The organism is Microvirga yunnanensis, from assembly GCF_025460875.1.
Map to the genome: position 1 here is coordinate 1 of NZ_JAMXFI010000106.1, position 14,788 is coordinate 14,788.

The 14,788-nt window shown below is 63.5% G+C and carries 15 protein-coding genes; 4 read left to right on the top strand and 11 right to left on the bottom strand.

Going from position 1 to position 14,788, the window contains the following annotated elements:
* The coding region (locus tag NF876_RS33140) for an IS630 family transposase (protein ID WP_262272407.1) at positions 1-558 on the top strand (558 nt) is incomplete at its 5' end.
* A gap of 1,008 nt (positions 559-1,566) precedes the next feature.
* On the opposite strand, the gene NF876_RS33145 is transcribed toward NF876_RS33140, so the two are convergent.
* The 3 genes from NF876_RS33145 to NF876_RS33155 all read right to left on the bottom strand — a co-directional run bounded on the left by NF876_RS33145 (position 1,567) and on the right by NF876_RS33155 (position 3,403).
* A complete protein-coding gene (locus NF876_RS33145; protein WP_262272408.1) occupies positions 1,567-1,827 on the bottom strand; it encodes a hypothetical protein in 261 nt (86 codons plus the stop codon).
* Between the two features lie 104 nt (positions 1,828-1,931).
* Positions 1,932-2,063: a hypothetical protein gene (locus NF876_RS33150; RefSeq protein WP_262272409.1), complete on the bottom strand. Its 132-nt coding sequence runs from the start codon at positions 2,061-2,063 to the stop codon at positions 1,932-1,934.
* A gap of 500 nt (positions 2,064-2,563) precedes the next feature.
* Entirely contained in the window at positions 2,564-3,403 is an 840-nt protein-coding gene (locus tag NF876_RS33155) for a universal stress protein (protein WP_262272410.1), read from the bottom strand.
* 164 nt (positions 3,404-3,567) lie between these two features.
* On the opposite strand from NF876_RS33155, the gene NF876_RS33160 reads away from it, so the two are divergent.
* On the top strand, positions 3,568-3,840 hold the full coding sequence (locus NF876_RS33160) for an RNA chaperone Hfq (RefSeq protein WP_262272411.1): 273 nt from the start codon (positions 3,568-3,570) through the stop codon (positions 3,838-3,840).
* A gap of 103 nt (positions 3,841-3,943) precedes the next feature.
* Here the strand turns inward: NF876_RS33160 and NF876_RS33165 are convergent, their stop codons facing one another.
* Positions 3,944-5,689, bottom strand: coding sequence for an adenylate/guanylate cyclase domain-containing protein (locus NF876_RS33165; RefSeq protein ID WP_262272412.1), 1,746 nt, complete (start codon positions 5,687-5,689; stop codon positions 3,944-3,946).
* 254 nt (positions 5,690-5,943) lie between these two features.
* Here NF876_RS33165 and NF876_RS33170 point away from each other — a divergent pair, with 254 nt between their 5' ends.
* On the top strand, positions 5,944-6,909 hold the full coding sequence (locus NF876_RS33170) for an NAD(P)H-dependent flavin oxidoreductase (RefSeq protein WP_262272413.1): 966 nt from the start codon (positions 5,944-5,946) through the stop codon (positions 6,907-6,909).
* A 119-nt stretch (positions 6,910-7,028) separates the two neighbouring features.
* Here the strand turns inward: NF876_RS33170 and NF876_RS33175 are convergent, their stop codons facing one another.
* From NF876_RS33175 to NF876_RS33200, 6 genes are all read right to left on the bottom strand, one after another.
* Positions 7,029-8,285, bottom strand: a complete 1,257-nt coding sequence (locus NF876_RS33175; protein WP_315975100.1) for an NAD(P)-binding domain-containing protein — start codon at positions 8,283-8,285, stop codon at positions 7,029-7,031.
* A gap of 20 nt (positions 8,286-8,305) precedes the next feature.
* Complete coding sequence (locus tag NF876_RS33180) at positions 8,306-9,145, bottom strand: class I SAM-dependent methyltransferase (protein ID WP_262272414.1); 840 nt, start codon at positions 9,143-9,145, stop codon at positions 8,306-8,308.
* 209 nt (positions 9,146-9,354) lie between these two features.
* A complete protein-coding gene (locus NF876_RS33185; protein WP_262272415.1) occupies positions 9,355-9,669 on the bottom strand; it encodes a hypothetical protein in 315 nt (104 codons plus the stop codon).
* Positions 9,651-10,073 (bottom strand): PQ-loop repeat-containing protein, encoded by a 423-nt coding sequence (locus NF876_RS33190; RefSeq protein WP_262272416.1) that lies wholly within the window; start codon positions 10,071-10,073, stop codon positions 9,651-9,653. Before NF876_RS33190 ends, NF876_RS33185 begins: the two co-directional genes overlap by 19 nt.
* Before the next feature lie 2 nt (positions 10,074-10,075).
* Positions 10,076-10,426: a hypothetical protein gene (locus NF876_RS33195; RefSeq protein ID WP_262272417.1), complete on the bottom strand. Its 351-nt coding sequence runs from the start codon at positions 10,424-10,426 to the stop codon at positions 10,076-10,078.
* A gap of 137 nt (positions 10,427-10,563) precedes the next feature.
* A complete protein-coding gene (locus tag NF876_RS33200) occupies positions 10,564-11,661 on the bottom strand; it encodes a helix-turn-helix transcriptional regulator (RefSeq protein WP_262272418.1) in 1,098 nt (365 codons plus the stop codon).
* 298 nt (positions 11,662-11,959) lie between these two features.
* On the opposite strand from NF876_RS33200, the gene NF876_RS33205 reads away from it, so the two are divergent.
* Positions 11,960-13,906 carry an adenylate/guanylate cyclase domain-containing protein gene (locus NF876_RS33205; protein WP_262272419.1) on the top strand — a complete coding sequence of 649 codons (1,947 nt, stop codon included), beginning with the start codon at positions 11,960-11,962 and terminating at the stop codon, positions 13,904-13,906.
* A gap of 5 nt (positions 13,907-13,911) precedes the next feature.
* On the opposite strand, the gene NF876_RS33210 is transcribed toward NF876_RS33205, so the two are convergent.
* A complete protein-coding gene (locus NF876_RS33210; protein ID WP_262272420.1) occupies positions 13,912-14,745 on the bottom strand; it encodes a metal-dependent hydrolase in 834 nt (277 codons plus the stop codon).
* Between the last annotated feature and the right edge of the window lie 43 nt (positions 14,746-14,788).

Here is a 14,788-nt window from a genome sequence, read left to right on the forward strand (position 1 = left end):
GCCATCGTGGCGCAAGCCAGAGGGCAGAAGGGCACGATCTTCTGGGAGGATGAGACCGGCTTGCGCTCCGACGACGTGCGCGGCCGCAGCTTCGCCCCCAGAGGCCGGACGCCGGTGGTGCGCCCCAGCCACAAGCGCGCGGGACTGGGGCTGATCTCGGCTGTGACCAACAAGGGCGAGCTGCGCTGGATGGTGCTCGATGGTGCGCTCAGGGCCCCGAGCCTGATCCGCTTTCTCGGGCGGCTCATTCAGGAGGCCCGCGGCAAGGTGTTTCTGATCTGGGACAACCTGCCGGTCCATCGGGCCCGGGCCGTGCAGGATTGGTTGACCGAGCATCCGGAGCAGATCGAGGTCTTCTCCCTGCCCTCTTACAGTCCGGAGTTGAACCCGGACGAAGGCCTGAACGCGGACCTGCAGCACGCCGTGACGCACAAACCACCCGCCCGCAGCAAGCCCGCCCTCAAGCGCGCCGTCATCAGCCACATGCGTCGGCTCGCCAAGTCGCCCGGCCGAATCCGCAGCTACTTTGGGCATCCGTCATTCCGTTATGCCGCATAGTTCAAGTTCACCCAAACCGGATCAGTAAGCCGTGTAGGAGTAGGCACCGTAACTGACTGTGAATCGGCGCCGAACAACTGACCCCTCTCAAGGGGAGCGCAAAGCCTGGGTTTAGCGCCGCAAAAGAAAATCCGGCGGGGTCATCATCGGCACCGATGGTGCCCCCGCTGACGCGACGAATTCTCCATCAACGTCATGTGCGTAACGGCAGTCGGCTCACGGGTACATAGTCGATGCTGAATCACATGCGGGCGGCCTCGGGCGCAGTGAGGATGCCCCCCGGCTTTGCGGAGAAGGTCAGCTTTGATGTCTTCCGTCCTCAAGCTGATGCACCTCGCTGGCGATCGGGAGGATATCACAAGCTGGGAGGCGTGGTGAATGGTGTGGCGGGCATGCCGCACCGAGACCATCCTCAGTAGATGGGTCGGCTCCCGTGTTGCGATAGCCATCGTGGGGAAGCTACGAATGAGCGGAGGGTTGCTGGGTTAAATCAAAGCCGAACCAATGGAAACGGGCCCAATCCTCAGGATTGGACCCGTAGTGACACGAAGTCACGCGCTATTTGCGTTAATCCGGGTTACCCGGCTGATTGGTCAGACTGTTGAGCAGAAGGATACCTCAAACGCTCAAGCAATGGACGAAGAGGCGGACTTCAGCCCTGGTGGTGTCGGTATCTCAGCCTCCATTCGTCAGAGCCGGAGCGGGTGCCCGGCCGATGAGCCAACAGGCGCCAGCCGCTGTGCGGAACCCGCGTGAACGGTCGTGCTGGCCTGCTCGTGATGACGGACTCTCTTCCAGGAGCGAAAGTGTTGCCCGTCAGCGTTGCCAACTAACCAGATGCCAGCCCGTTTCAGCTTGGCTGAAAAGAAAAGGACCCGGCACTGCTGTCGTGCCTTGGGCGGGGGCGGCCTCGGCTTGGCGCTTCTCGCCTTCGCTTAGTCCTTTGTCAACAACCATCTCCCGGTTGAAGCCACGCGACTGCGCCCGAAAGATCTCCGACCATCGCAATTATCTTCCTATCGCGGCAATGCCGCTGCTTAGGTAGATGACCGGCACGTTCACCGCCTGAGCCAATTCCCGGGCGCGTTCGCGTGCCTTGTCCAGCGTACACTCCGTGGAACCGCCGAGCGGTTGGTCATCCGGACCCAAGCCTTTGCCGGTCACCCGGTAGTGGTAGCCTATGGCCGGCTCGCGAATGACCTCAATGAGGATAAACTTCTCCGGATCAGCAGGCGTTTCTCCTTCAGCCAGTTGTTGGAAGCGGGCCATGAGACACCCTCCTTTTGGACTCAACAGCTGATTATCCGCCTTTTGCGGAGAGCCTGATAGCCCCGAAACACCAAGTGGGCCCCGGCAGAAGTGGTGGAGATGGTTTAGCTCAGCCAGTCGTAGCCGAGTTCGTCCTCGAACCAATGCTCGACATCGGCTCGGACGGAGGCTGCGCTTCGGAACTCCAGAAACGGCAAATAGTCCTGCTGGAGCCACGAGTACAAGTCTGAGGGCATTGTCATGTCTGGATGGCGCCCGTTTGGCAATGTGATTGTTGATGACGTTTTGCCTTGGCGGAGGGTGCAGTCAAGTCTCCGGCCTTTAAGCGCGGTGCAACATAACCGCAGGCCCTGATGTCTTAAGCTGAAGCTGGTCCCTCTCAACTTATCGCGCTTGACGGACGCAAGACAACGCCACTGGTTTGTCAGTTCCGGCGGTCCATATCCGCTGCGGTTTCACATCATCTCATCGTCACCGTGCCAAACTGGGATGCCGTAAGGGCAGATCATTTGATCGTCTGAACTGGCTGCCTATGATGCCACCGGCGCGGCTTTGCAAGCAGCACAACAAGAGAACCCCCTTGATCCAGTTGGAGTAGGACTGAACGGGGGTCTGGCTTACCCTCAAGCCTGAACTCGGGCATGATCAGCACCTCAGCTCAAAACGGCGCCGACAGGCAGAGAGGGCCGCCCAGATTAAGGGCAGATGTGAGCAGTGGTGCCCTCAAGCCGCAAGATCAATGGGCCATCAGCACCGGGACCGTCATCGACTGGAGGATGGTACGAGTCGTGCCACCAAGCACAATCTCACGCAGGCGCGAATGGCCATAGGCGCCCATCACAATCAGATCTGCGCTCACATCGACGGCATATGAAACAAGAGTGTTGCCAACATCAACAGTCCCCTTGGCGAGGGGTTTTATTGCAGCGTTGACGCCGTGTTGAGCCAGGTGCCGTGCCATCATGTCAGCCGGCGCCTGCCTGAGGCCCATCGGGCCCGTGTCTAATACGGTCACAATCTCCACCCGATCGGCCATTTGAAGGAGTGGCAAGGCGTCCGCTATGGCGCGGGTGGCCGGACGCCCCTCGTTCCATGCAACCAGCACTGTCCGGAGCTGTGGGAGCATGTGGATGTAGGGGACGATCAATGCCGGTCGCCCTGACCCGAAGAGCACAGCTTCGATCACATTGGACGTGTCAGGTCCCTCAGGTTTGGATTGCTCGAGAACGGTCGCATCGAAATACCGCGCGAGACGACCGACCTCTCTGCCAAGGTCTCCACTCGGGAGTTCCAGCTCCAATGTTTCCACGGTGACATCCGTCTGCTGCGCACTCTCCAGAAAGGCATCAAGTGCACCGCGCGCACCCTTCTTAATCTCTTCTTGCATCCGGGAGAGGAGGTCACCCGGCAACTCCCCCGAGATTATGGGAGGCAGAGCGGGACTGATCGCCGGCGAGGTCACGGTCAATCTCGCACCACACATGTCCGCCAGCCACAGTGCATAGCGGTTGCCGGCTTCCGTGCCTTGGCGGGTCAGGAGCAACAAGTCTTTGAGGGCCGAGTCTTTGAAGGCCATATCTGCCTCCGCGATCCAAGGTGCGACGTAGGGACCTTTGCAGATCCCGTTCGTGCGGGATTATAGCAAAAACATTGACGAAAGACCTATCCTCGGCTGCGGCAAAGCTAGAGCTTTGATGCCGACCGGTGTAGTCATATCTGGACGCTCACGGTGCCGCGTCGGTGCTCCTCACGCGCCTGACGGCGCCAGTTCGACATCGTGGCGAGACAGACCTGGAACCGGCGGGCGATCTCGACCTGACGGAGGTCACCGCGCGCGCATGCGACCAGAATGCGCTCGCACAGATCAAAAGCGCTTTAGCAACCGGAATCAGGCTTCAAATTCAGATCAGTTCGTTCCACAACTTCACCGTCCAGCTTGTCCGAGGTAGTGGCACGCAGATCGTTTACAAGCATGCCTCTCGGCCGTTAGCCCAGCAGAGCCAATCCGACTGACGTCACTGAGCGAAGAGAGCTAACCGAGCCCAATTAGATCGCCGCTGCACTCGCAGGTTCAGAGGGGCGCTTTTCGATAAGCTACGTCCGCGCCTGATCCTGCTCAGTTGGGCAGGCCAGCCGCTCGTAGCTCTTCGCAGAACAGCCCAAGAACCGGCGCGTTTGGGATGATCCGATAGGATGGCGCAATCGCCATAAACTGCTGCGCTGTGGCTTGAGCCTCAGTGGCCCTGCTCAACCGCATCAAACTGGCAATTCTAATCAGAAATGAGGGTGTGTGGTTCGGGTAGACCTGCAAGGCTCGCCGGGTCCACCCAACCGCTTCTTCGTACTCGCCCTTCATCATGTGAGCCCCGGCCCTTCCGGCGAGCGGCATCACGCTGAGCGGATCGAAGGGCGACAAGCGCAAGGCGCGCTCGGACAACGCTATCGACCGATCATAGTTACCGGCCCAGGTATTGATCACCGATCCATGGCCGTGTGCGTGTGCAGAACTCGGATTGAGCATGATAGCACGGTCGATCATATCCAACGCGGCCTCATAGTCCCGCGTCACGAGAGCCAGCGCGATAGCCGCATGAGCCAACGTCGTCGCATCATCGGTCTGAAGCTCTTGAACAGCACGCGCGTGCCGCAGCATCGCGTCTTTGAACGGTTCTGGTAGGCTACCTTCCCAGAGTGACTTGGCGAAGTAGCACCACGCAGCAACCCCATGCGCTTGAGCGTATTTGGGATCAACTTGGAGGGCACGCTCGATTAGGTCCAGCGCAGCGGCCCGACTTTCCGGCCTTTGCTCATACATGTGCGCGAGCGCTTGAAGATAAAGGTCATACGCGTTCAGATTATCCGGTCGCTTGCGTTGAACGCGCTCAATCTCAGCCTTGCGCAGCGTCGGCTCTATGGCAGCAACAACACTTTGTGCGATTTCGTCTTGCATATCAAAGATGTCGGTCAGAGCGCGGTCGTAGCGCTCGGCCCAAATGTGGGCTCCGGTCGCAGCCTCGATCAACTGACCTGTAATGCGGATGCGGGCTCCTGCCTTACGGACGGAGCCCTCCAGAATGTAGCGGACCCCAAGACGGTGACCAATCTGCGTTACGTCCAATGATCGGTCTCTAAACGCACAGGTAGAGTTTCGGGCGATCACGAACAACCAACGGAGGCGGGAGAGGGCCGTGATCAGGTCTTCAGTGACGCCATCGGCGAAATAGTCCTGCTCCGGATCGCCGCTCAGGTTTGTGAGGGGGAGTACAGCAATGGAGGGCTTGTCGGGCAGGGGGAGCGGTTTGGAAGGTGCTACTCCGGAGCCTGCAAGTGGGGCTGCTTTCCAGGCATAGGCTCGGACTGGCTCCTCGATGTTCTTGACTGTCTGCGGTCCGAGATCAGTGAAGGCCAGTGCGATGGCTTTTCGCACATACCCATAAGCAGCCTCAGAGAGACAGATACCACCCGGATCGGCGATACCCTCCAGTCGTGCGGCAATGTTCACGCCGTCCCCCAGGAGATCGCCTCCACGCACCATCACGTCACCGACGTGTACCCCGATCCGAAATTGCAGGGTGGGCTGCTCCGGGAACTTCTGGCTCACCTGCAATAGCGCGTGCTGTACCTCAGCGGCACACCGAACGGCGTCTACTACACTGGGAAACTCGGCCAAGACACTGTCCCCGGCGGTATTGGCGATCCGTCCACCGTATTCGGCGATCAACCTGTCCATGATCTCGCGACAGGCACTCAGGGTCCGGAGCGTTCCAGCCTCATCCTGGCTCATCAGGCGCGAGTAGCCTGCCACGTCAGCCGCGAAGATCGCTGCCAGCCGCCGCTCAACCTTGTGCTCCTGCCGATCCATGGGACCCTCGGTGCCGCTCCGGGTGGGATTGTGAGGCGGGTGGGGCAGGGTGTCCAGCTTGGGGTGGTAGCGAAGTATCAAGCTCAGCTTGCGACTTCAGGAAGGAACCGGTCGCGAGAGAGATTGGCGGGCCTTGTACATGGAAATTTCCACAGATTTGCAATTGCCAAGGCGAGCCCGGTGAGAGACCCTGGCGGCATGGTCCAATCTTCAGGCAGTTTGCCCGTTCGCGGTCCCCGAAGGAGAGATCAGCAATGCCCCTCCAGACCCGCCTGACCGACGCATTTGGAATCGAACACCCAATTCTGCTCGCTCCTATGGACCTTGTTGCGTCCGGAAAACTCGCTGCTGCCGTCAGCCATGCGGGTGGGCTCGGCCTGATCGGTGGCGGTTACGGCAATGCCGAGTGGCTGGAGCAGGAGTTCGCGGCGGCAGGCAACGCCAAGGTCGGCTGTGGGTTTATCACTTGGAGCTTGGCCAAAAAGCCTGACCTGCTCGACGTGGCGCTCCAGTACCAGCCTGCGGCGGTGATGCTCTCATTTGGTGACCCAGGGCCGTTCGCGCCCAAGATCAAGGAGGCCGGGGCAAAGCTCATTTGTCAGGTTCAATCGCTTGCGCAAGCCGGGGAGGCTGCCACCGCAGGAGCCGACATTCTTGTGGCCCAAGGCACCGAGGCCGGTGGGCATGGGGCGACCCGCACGACCTTGACCCTGGTCCCCGAGATCATTGACGCCTACCCGCATCTCCCAGTGGTCGCCTCGGGCGGCATTGCCGATGGTCGCGGGCTGGCCGCCGTCTTGATGCTTGGAGCCGATGGGGTGCTGATGGGCACCCGCTTCTATGCCTCGCAAGAGGCGCAAGGTCATCCAGAGGCCAAACAGCGGATCATTGATGCCTCGGGCGATGATACCCTGCGCAGCATTGTGTTCGATATCTCCCGGCGCAATCTCTGGCCTCAACCCTACACGGGCCGGGTCATCCGCAATGCTCATGCCGAGCGGTGGTACGGGCGTGAGGCCGAACTGCTTGAGCACCAGGAGGAAGAGGCGCAGCGTTACGCCGAGGGGCGAGAGCGCGGCGAATTCGACGTAGCGGCAGTCATTGCTGGGGAGGCGGTCGGCCTGATCCATGACGCACCGTCTGCCGCCGAGATCGTGGACCGGATCATCCTGGAGGCCGAAGCCCGGATCGCGCGAGGAACACGCTTAATCGTAAGCTGATGCTAAGGGCTAACCCGTAACGTCACTCCAGGTTTGCACCGCGTAAGCAGGCGCGGGAGGGAGACGCGTAAGCTGTTCGGCCCCACGACGGCAGGGCAGTCAACCTGAACAGCGACCGATCAGTTTTTCGCGTGGCGCTCCACGAGGTGGTTGATCAGCCGCGGGCCCTCTTCGGCGAGAGACAGGAGGGTGCCTGACTTGCGCGTCACCGCAAAATCCATGCCGGCAAAGCAGAGGCCAGGCTGGATGGAGATGCCTTCCTCGTGCACGGGTTGGCCTCGTGCGTCGAGCGCTCCCGGCACCCGCATCCATCCGAAATCGCCGTCGAAGCCGGTGCACCAGATTACCGTGGAAATGCTATGTTCGGCCGGGTCGAGAGAGCGGATGGGTGGGTCTGGCAGACGCGGGGTGATTATCTCGTCAGGATCATCTTCTGCCGCCGGAGCATCGATGGCCGCGCGCACGATGTAGTCGTCGATGTGGCGCTTGAACTGCGCCGAGGATTCGTCCCCGAAGCGGATGTTCTCCTCCAGTCCCGCCGCGAAGCTCAGGCGTTCGCCGTTCTCGACTCCCGTGAGACGGCCGAGAAGCACCACCCCCTGCGCGCTGAGCGATTGCAGGCTGACCGTGTGCCCGACCCCGAGCAGCGGCCGGCCCATGATGCGGCCGGAGGGGTCGAGGAAGTCCTTGCGCGGGACGTCGAATAGGCCGCTGTTGCGGAGCCAGAACACGATGTCGCGGCCCCGGTAGCGACGGGGCATGCGCCCGACCCGGCCGGTGGCAAGAAAGACTGGGCGACCGGCCTGCGCTAGGTCCTCGGCGATCTGGCCGCCGCACTGGGCGCTGCCGACCACCAGCACCGCCCCTGCCGAGAGCGCGCCCGGATTGCGGTAGTCACACGCGTCCAGTTGCAGCAGATGGGAGGGCAACTCGCGCGACATTGCGGGGCGGCGTGGGCGGTTCAGGCTGCCGCTGGCGATCACTATATTGCGCGCCCACAGCACACCTCGTGGCGTGTCCAGGCGGTAGGCGCCCCGTTCCTCGTCGAGGGAGAGTTCGGAGACAGGGGTATTCGTCTCGACCGGCAAGCGGTTGCGGGTGGCGAAGTCCTCGAGGAGCGTGACGAACTCATCGCGGGTCATGAAGCCGTCCGGATCGAGGCCATCGTACCGATCACCCGGCATGACGGTGCCCCAGTTGGGCGTGTTCATGCGGAAAGCATCCCAGCGCTGGCTGCGCCAAGTCTCGCCGATCCGGCGCCGCTCGAGCACGCGGTGCCGCAGCCCGGCCTGGGCCAAGTAATAGCTCATCCCCAGCCCGGCCCATCCGGCGCCGACCACGATTGCGTCGAGATCATCGGTGTTGGAGGTCATCATCGCGTCCTCCCGTGGCCCTCTCAGGCCGGAACCTGTCCCATCGTCACGACGAAGACCTCGCGGAAGCAGAAGTCGGGGTCGTCGAGGAGGCGGTCGGGGTCCGCCGCCGCCGCAGCCAGCGCCGCGCAGTCCGATGGCGACAGGCCGTTCTCCGCCGCGAGCTTGGCGTGATAGCGCAGGCCCATGGCATGGAACTGGCGCGCATAGGGGGGCACCGGGGCCCAGCGCTCCACCAGCCAGCTCCTGCGCACGATGTCCGTCAGCCCCGCCTGCCGAAAGAAGCGGGCCAGCGAGGACCCGCACCAGGAGCCCAGTATCCCGGTCTCGGCCGCCTTGGCCCGCCGTAGCGCGACGTGACGGGCCCAGATCTCCGGATCCAGCGGCAGCAGTTGCAGGAGCGTGCCGTCGGTGTCCTTCACGGCGACGAGGCCGCCGGGCTTGGTCACGCGGCGGAACTCTGCCATGGCATGGGCGAACTCCGTCTCCGCCAGGTACTGGGCGACGTTGGCGCACCACACGCAGTCGAAGGTGGCGTCGGCAAAGGGGAGATCCAGCACGCTGCCGACCCGGAGGTCCAGAGACGCGGCGCAGTGTCCCTCGTGAACGAGGCGCTCGACATGGGCGACGTTCTCGGGCGCCAGGTCGAGCGCGGCGACTTGTCCCTCAGACCCGACGAGCTCGCACAGGAGCGGCACGTAGCCGCCCGAGCCACACCCGGCGTCGAGCACCGTCCAGGCCGGCTCAATGCCGACGAAGCGCAATGCCTCCTCGTATTCGGCCCGGGCCGTCCAGAAGTGGAGATCCAGCCACGGCGCGTCGCTTACGGCGTGACCTGTCGACGTCATCCTCGTGTCGCTCATGGGATCACTCCCGCGCTGAGGTCAAGGCCGCAGTATATCTGCTTCGGTGGCATCCCGGGAGGTCAACCTGTGTGGCCATGACGAAACGGAGAGTCCCGGTCGGCCCGGTGCGGGAGCCTGAGCGTGCCTCGACGGGGTCTCGCACTCCGGCTTCAAGTCCGGCCCAGGATGGAGACCTTTAGGCATTCGGCCGCAGAAGCCGCTGGTCCTCAGAGCAGTCCGCTTGAGAACCCTGCCGTGGTGGCTGCGTCGCTCGCCTGTTGGGCAGGTCCAGCCCCGTCGAGGCCCGATCGACCGACGAGGGTGCGGAGCCGGACCAGGTTGATCGGAAGAAGGATGACGTGCAAGGCCAGGACCGGCATGAACAACCCCATGGCACCATAACCGATGAAGCAGACATTGGCCCCGAGCGCCATGATGCGCATCGGCAGCATCGTTCGCTGAGCGAAGGTGGCCAAGGTCAGGCCCGAGGCAGCATAGCCCAGAACGTCGATCCAGCCCACCGTCATGACCGTGGTTTCCATGATGCCGCACCTCGGGAGGCCTCCGGGTCGGTGTGGAGGCTAACCGACTTGATTGCCGCCATCCCAACGCGCTCGCGCCCGTGCAGGCATTTGCCGTCCCCGGGTCTTCCCCGTGCCGTCCGCAAGGCCGCACGCTTCCACGCCGTCAGGCCCACGATGAGGACGCAGCACAAGGTGTTGGCGGCAAAGACCGCCGCCATGCGCCAGTCGTCCACCACGAGGATCGCATACGCGACAGTCGACAGGTGGGACACGCCGAAGAGGATCCAGGTCGTATAGGAGATCGCCGTCGCGCCTTGCGTGTCGCGGCCGATCTTCACGATCTGCGGCAGGTACGCGAACACGCGCGCCGTGTTGCAGGCGGTGAACACGACCAGGGCGACATCGGCCGGCGCGACCGGCATGGTCACTCCGCGATGTGGGCGCTGATGGGACAGGATGAGACAGCTTCGTCGTGCGTCTCCAGGATCCTTCGCGCCACTCTGTCGAGCGTGTCGGCACCGAAGCGCCCATAAAGGGTGGCGGCGCTGATCCGAGGCTCGGGCACGAAGCTGCGCTCCATCAGGTGAAGGGCGGCAGCCCCCTCAGCCGGACCAAACTTGGTCACGAAGTATCGGCCCAGGCATGTGCAGCCGTGGAGGTCGGATTCGGAGATCGAGCGGCATTCCCCCTCGATGTCCAATGACGGCTCAGAGGCCGGTGCCGATGAGGCACCTGCGGCCACACTGAACACAAGGGCGAGTAGCGCACGTTCCATCGGATAGCTCCCTGACCGCCTCGAGCCATCGCCGAATCAGATCGGGGCCGTGCTCGTCGGGAATGATGGAAGAGGCGGAGCGGCATTTCCTCCGCCATTTGGCGGAGGCGGTCAGGGCTGGAGCTGGCCCATTAGGGTTATTCCCGCAACGGCGGGACGAGTCCGACGGCGCGGCGCACGAGTTCAGGCACCCGGCGGGTGCCGGTCTTGGCATAGATCGCCTCGAGATGGGACTTCACCGTCGAACGGGCCACGCCCAGGATCCCCGCCACTTCGGCCAGCGTGTGACCCTCCAGAACATGGGCCAGAACCTGGGTTTCCGCACGGGTGAGCCTGAAGGCCGACGTGGCGACGGAGACCGGTGTCGCCAGATCGGGTTCTGGCTGTCGCAGCAGGATGAGGATCGGGCTCCCCAGCTCCTCGCCAACCTGCTCCAGGATCGCCCATGTCACATGAACCGTCCGTCCGGCGGGATCAGCCAGCAGGGCATCGCGTCCCCGCTGGTGGCCGTCCACGCCCCGCAGGCCCGCCAGCAGCCGCGAGGCCTCCGCCGTCGTCCCGATCAGCCGGCCCTTGGTCTCGCGGAACAGGTTTCCGCGCGCGAGTTCGGCCTGGGCCACCGCGTTGGTGAAGCGGATGCGTCCGCCGGGTTCTACGATGACCGCTGCCGCCGCGAGCGCATCGAGCGCGCCGCGAAGCGTGCCGGCCTCAACCCGCCGGTCGTCAAGTGCGCCCGAGATGTTCAGGGCCCGCTGGATGTGGGGCGACAGCAATCGCGCCAGCTCAATGTCCCGATCGCCGAATGCCCCCCGGCTCTCCGCGCCCACGACGCCCCAACCGGAGAGCCGCGACACGTTTCTGGAGAGCCCGGTCACGAGATAGTCGTAGTATCCTCTCCCGGCGAAGCAGGTCTTCCAGTAGCGGCTGTTGTGAAAGGCCACAATGTCGAGGTGCCGCGAGGTGCACATCGGCTCCAGCAACGGGAATGTGAGGATCGCGCCGCGGGCCGGGGTGATGCTGAAATGCGCCATGGCCAGTTCCAGGACATCCTGAGGCCAGTTGTGGAAGGCCGTGACACGACCGTTCCCGGCGAGCGGGTCGACGACGCTCAGGTCGGCCATGACGCCGTCGAGCGCCTCGGTGATCCTGGCCAGGACGTCCGGCCACAGGCTTCCGTCGAGCGCGCAATCGTAGATGCGCCCGATCAGGTCGGAGAGCTCCCGGTCAGGTTCCATGGTCGTTGGTTCGGATTGCAGTCCTGAGGGATCGAAATCAGGGAGGACGAACCGGGCGGAAGTGCGGCGCAGTCGGGTCGATGTCCGTTCCCTCGGGTCCGAGCGGCTTGATGCCGGTGACCCAGCTTGGCTCCGCGTCTCCCGTCGACAACTTCGGATCACCCGTCGCGCCGGGATGCCCCGATCGCCGGGCTGAGGCGGTCCTTGCCGCAAGAAAGCGTCGGTTCGTACCCCGCCGTGCCTTGAATCCCGGCGCGTCAGCCCGCACAATCGCCTGCCGCCCAAGGGCTGACGATGGATGCCTCCGCACCAGGGACAAAGGGTTGAACGACACCTTGCCGCGATCTTTGCGGCGGACGTCGCGGGCTATTCGCGGCTGGTTGGCCTGGACGAACTTGCCACCTTGGAACGTCTTGCCGCCGCCCGTGAGGTCATGGACGCTCTCATCGAGGAGCACGGGGGCCGGATTGCCAACACCGCGGGGGACAGCGTCCTGGCGGAGTTTCCGAGCGCGGTCGATGCCGTCCAATGCGCCGTCGCGGTCCAGCGGCGGCTGCTGGAAACGGGCGGAGAGATCGCTCGGGACCGCTGTATCCGCTTCCGGATCGGGATCCACGTGGGCGATGTCGTCACGCGCGGACAGGATCTGCTCGGGGACGGCGTCAACGTCTGCGCCCGCCTCCAGGAGATCGCTGAGCCAGGGGGAGCGTGCATCTCCGGAGCGGCTTACGAGCAGGTCCGCAAGGCGCTCCCACTCCCCTTCCGGGACCTCGGCCCGCAGGCGCTCAAGAACATCGACCAGCCGGTCCAAGCCTACGCCGTTCCGATCGAGGGCCTCGGTCCTGCGCGGGCGGACATCGCCGATCCGACCACGCCCGGGCACGATCGAGCCTTACAGCGAGCGAGCAGCGTCAGCCTGTATGCCGGAATCATCGTCGGACTTCTGGTGCTCGCAAGCGCAGGCGGAACTGCCTGGTGGCTGGCGGCCCGCCAGCGTCCCGCGCCGCAGAACGCTGGCGCCAGCATTGCGGCGCGAATCGACAAACCCTCAGTCGCCGTGCTGCCGTTTGCGAACCTGAGTGATGACAGAGCCCAGGAATACTTCTCGGATGGGATCACCGATGACGTGATCAACGATCTTTCCAAAGTGGCCGGGCTCCTCGTCGTCGCCCGCAACTCCACCTTCGCCTTCAAGAACACGGCCGTGGACGTGCGAAAGGCGGCGGCCGACCTCGGGGTCCGCTACGTGGTAGAGGGCAGCGTACGCCGGGCCGCGGACCGGATCCGCATCAATGTTCGGTTGGTCGATGCCGCGAGCGGCGGTCAGCTCTGGGCCGACCGCTACGAGGGGACCCTGGGAGATGTCTTCGGGCTGCAAGACGAGATCGCCGGCAAGATTACAAGTACACTGGCGATCCGGTTGACAGCCAGGGAGCAGGGGCAGATTGCCGCCAAGCGAACCGAGAACCCTGCGGCCTACGACGAATTCCTGAAAGGGTGGAACCAGTACCTTCAGCAGAATCCGAAGGCTGCACGCGAGGCGATCGGGCACTTCGAGCGAGCGAGCGAACTGGAACCGAACTATCCTCGTGCCTATGCTGCGCTCGCAGCCACATACTGGCAGATCGCCAGGCGACAGTGGCAGGAGGAAAGATTCGGGCTGAGATCGGTGCACGATGCGCGGCTGAAGGCTGAAGAGTACATCGCCAAGGCCCAGCAGGCGCCGACGTCCCTCAGCCATCAGGTTGCGGCGGCCATTCTGTCCCAGCAGGGAAAGCATGAGGAGGCGATCAGGGAGGGCGAACGGGCGATCGGCATGGATCCCAACGACGCCAATGCTTACGTCGCGCTCGCGGGCGCGTTAAGCCTGGCCGGTCAGCCCGCCAAGGCTCTCGAACTGGTCCTGCAGGGTATCCGGCTCAACCCGTTCTCCCCACCGTCCTACTTCTATGAGCTCGGACTAGCCCAGTTCGGGCTGGGGCAATTCTCGGACGCGGCGGCCAGCCTGGAGCGGGCCGTCGCTCTCAACCCGGACGACCGATGGTCGTATCGTGTTCTCCTCGCCGCCTACGGCCACCTGGGCCGAACGGCGGACGCTGAGCGGATCTTTTCGCTGGCCGAGAACAACCGACAGGGACTGGACCCCCTCTCCATCCGTGGAACAGCGTTCTGGTACCCCTTCAAGGAGCCTGCGGATTGGGAGCGCATGGCGACAGGGCTCAGACTGGCCAATGTGCCCGACTAGCATTCTCAGAACCTCATCGCCTGACCGGGAGCAACGTCCAGGACCTGGATCGCGCTCGCTCCCAAGGCCTTCCTGAATTCTGCGGGGGTTCGGTTGAGGACCGGAAAGGTGCCATAGTGGATCGGGATCACCGCTTTCGGCTTGATCAACTCCCGTACGGCGTAAGCGGCCTCTTCAGGTCCCATGGTGAAAAAGCCCCCGATGCACACCAGCGCGAGGTCCGGCTTGTGGAGCTCCCGAATGAGCGCCATGTCGCCAAAGGCGGCGGTGTCTCCCGTGTGATAGATCTTGAAGCCGTTCTCCATCTCGATCACGTAGCCGACGGACACGCCGGCTCCCCCGCCTTGCCGGATGGAGGCGGACTCGTCAGGGGTCCTGATGCCGAGAATGTTGTAGTCGAGCGACGAGCTGTGATCGGCCGGCACCATGTGGATCCTGACGCCCCGGCCGAGCGGCTCCGTCATGCCGCCCCTGTTCATGGCAATAACCTTGTTCTCCTCCATGAGGCCCAGGGAGACGAGGTTTCGGGCGAACTCGTAATTGGCGAGGACCTTGGCGCCCGTCAGACGTGCCAGATCAAGGAGATCGGCCACGTGATCCTGATGGCCGTGCGTTACCAGGATCAGGTCCACCTTTCCAACTGCCTTTAAGTCTCGGTATTCGGGCGGTGTGGTCGGGTTCCTGGTGAGGAAGGGATCAATCACGATCACCTTGCCGGCGACGCTCGTGATGCGGGTCGTTGCGTGGCCAAGCCAAAGCACTTCGACGGACTGGGCTGCGGCAAGGCCGGGAGCGACGAACAGAAAGAAGCTCAGGATGAGCGCCCACTTGGCTTTCACGGGAAACTCCAGGTCTTTGCCTCTGCTGTCGTGATGACTCTAT

Coding starts and splice junctions, on each gene's coding strand:
- NF876_RS33145 (WP_262272408.1), bottom strand. CDS start 1,827: ATGGCCCGCTTCCAACAACTGGCTGAAGGAGAAACGCCTGCTGATCCG.
- NF876_RS33150 (WP_262272409.1), bottom strand. CDS start 2,063: ATGCCCTCAGACTTGTACTCGTGGCTCCAGCAGGACTATTTGCCGTTT.
- NF876_RS33155 (WP_262272410.1), bottom strand. CDS start 3,403: ATGGCCTTCAAAGACTCGGCCCTCAAAGACTTGTTGCTCCTGACCCGC.
- NF876_RS33165 (WP_262272412.1), bottom strand. CDS start 5,689: ATGGATCGGCAGGAGCACAAGGTTGAGCGGCGGCTGGCAGCGATCTTC.
- NF876_RS33170 (WP_262272413.1), top strand. CDS start 5,944: ATGCCCCTCCAGACCCGCCTGACCGACGCATTTGGAATCGAACACCCA.
- NF876_RS33175 (WP_315975100.1), bottom strand. CDS start 8,285: ATGATGACCTCCAACACCGATGATCTCGACGCAATCGTGGTCGGCGCC.
- NF876_RS33180 (WP_262272414.1), bottom strand. CDS start 9,145: ATGAGCGACACGAGGATGACGTCGACAGGTCACGCCGTAAGCGACGCG.
- NF876_RS33185 (WP_262272415.1), bottom strand. CDS start 9,669: ATGGAAACCACGGTCATGACGGTGGGCTGGATCGACGTTCTGGGCTAT.
- NF876_RS33190 (WP_262272416.1), bottom strand. CDS start 10,073: ATGCCGGTCGCGCCGGCCGATGTCGCCCTGGTCGTGTTCACCGCCTGC.
- NF876_RS33195 (WP_262272417.1), bottom strand. CDS start 10,426: ATGGAACGTGCGCTACTCGCCCTTGTGTTCAGTGTGGCCGCAGGTGCC.
- NF876_RS33200 (WP_262272418.1), bottom strand. CDS start 11,661: ATGGAACCTGACCGGGAGCTCTCCGACCTGATCGGGCGCATCTACGAT.
- NF876_RS33205 (WP_262272419.1), top strand. CDS start 11,960: ATGCCTCCGCACCAGGGACAAAGGGTTGAACGACACCTTGCCGCGATC.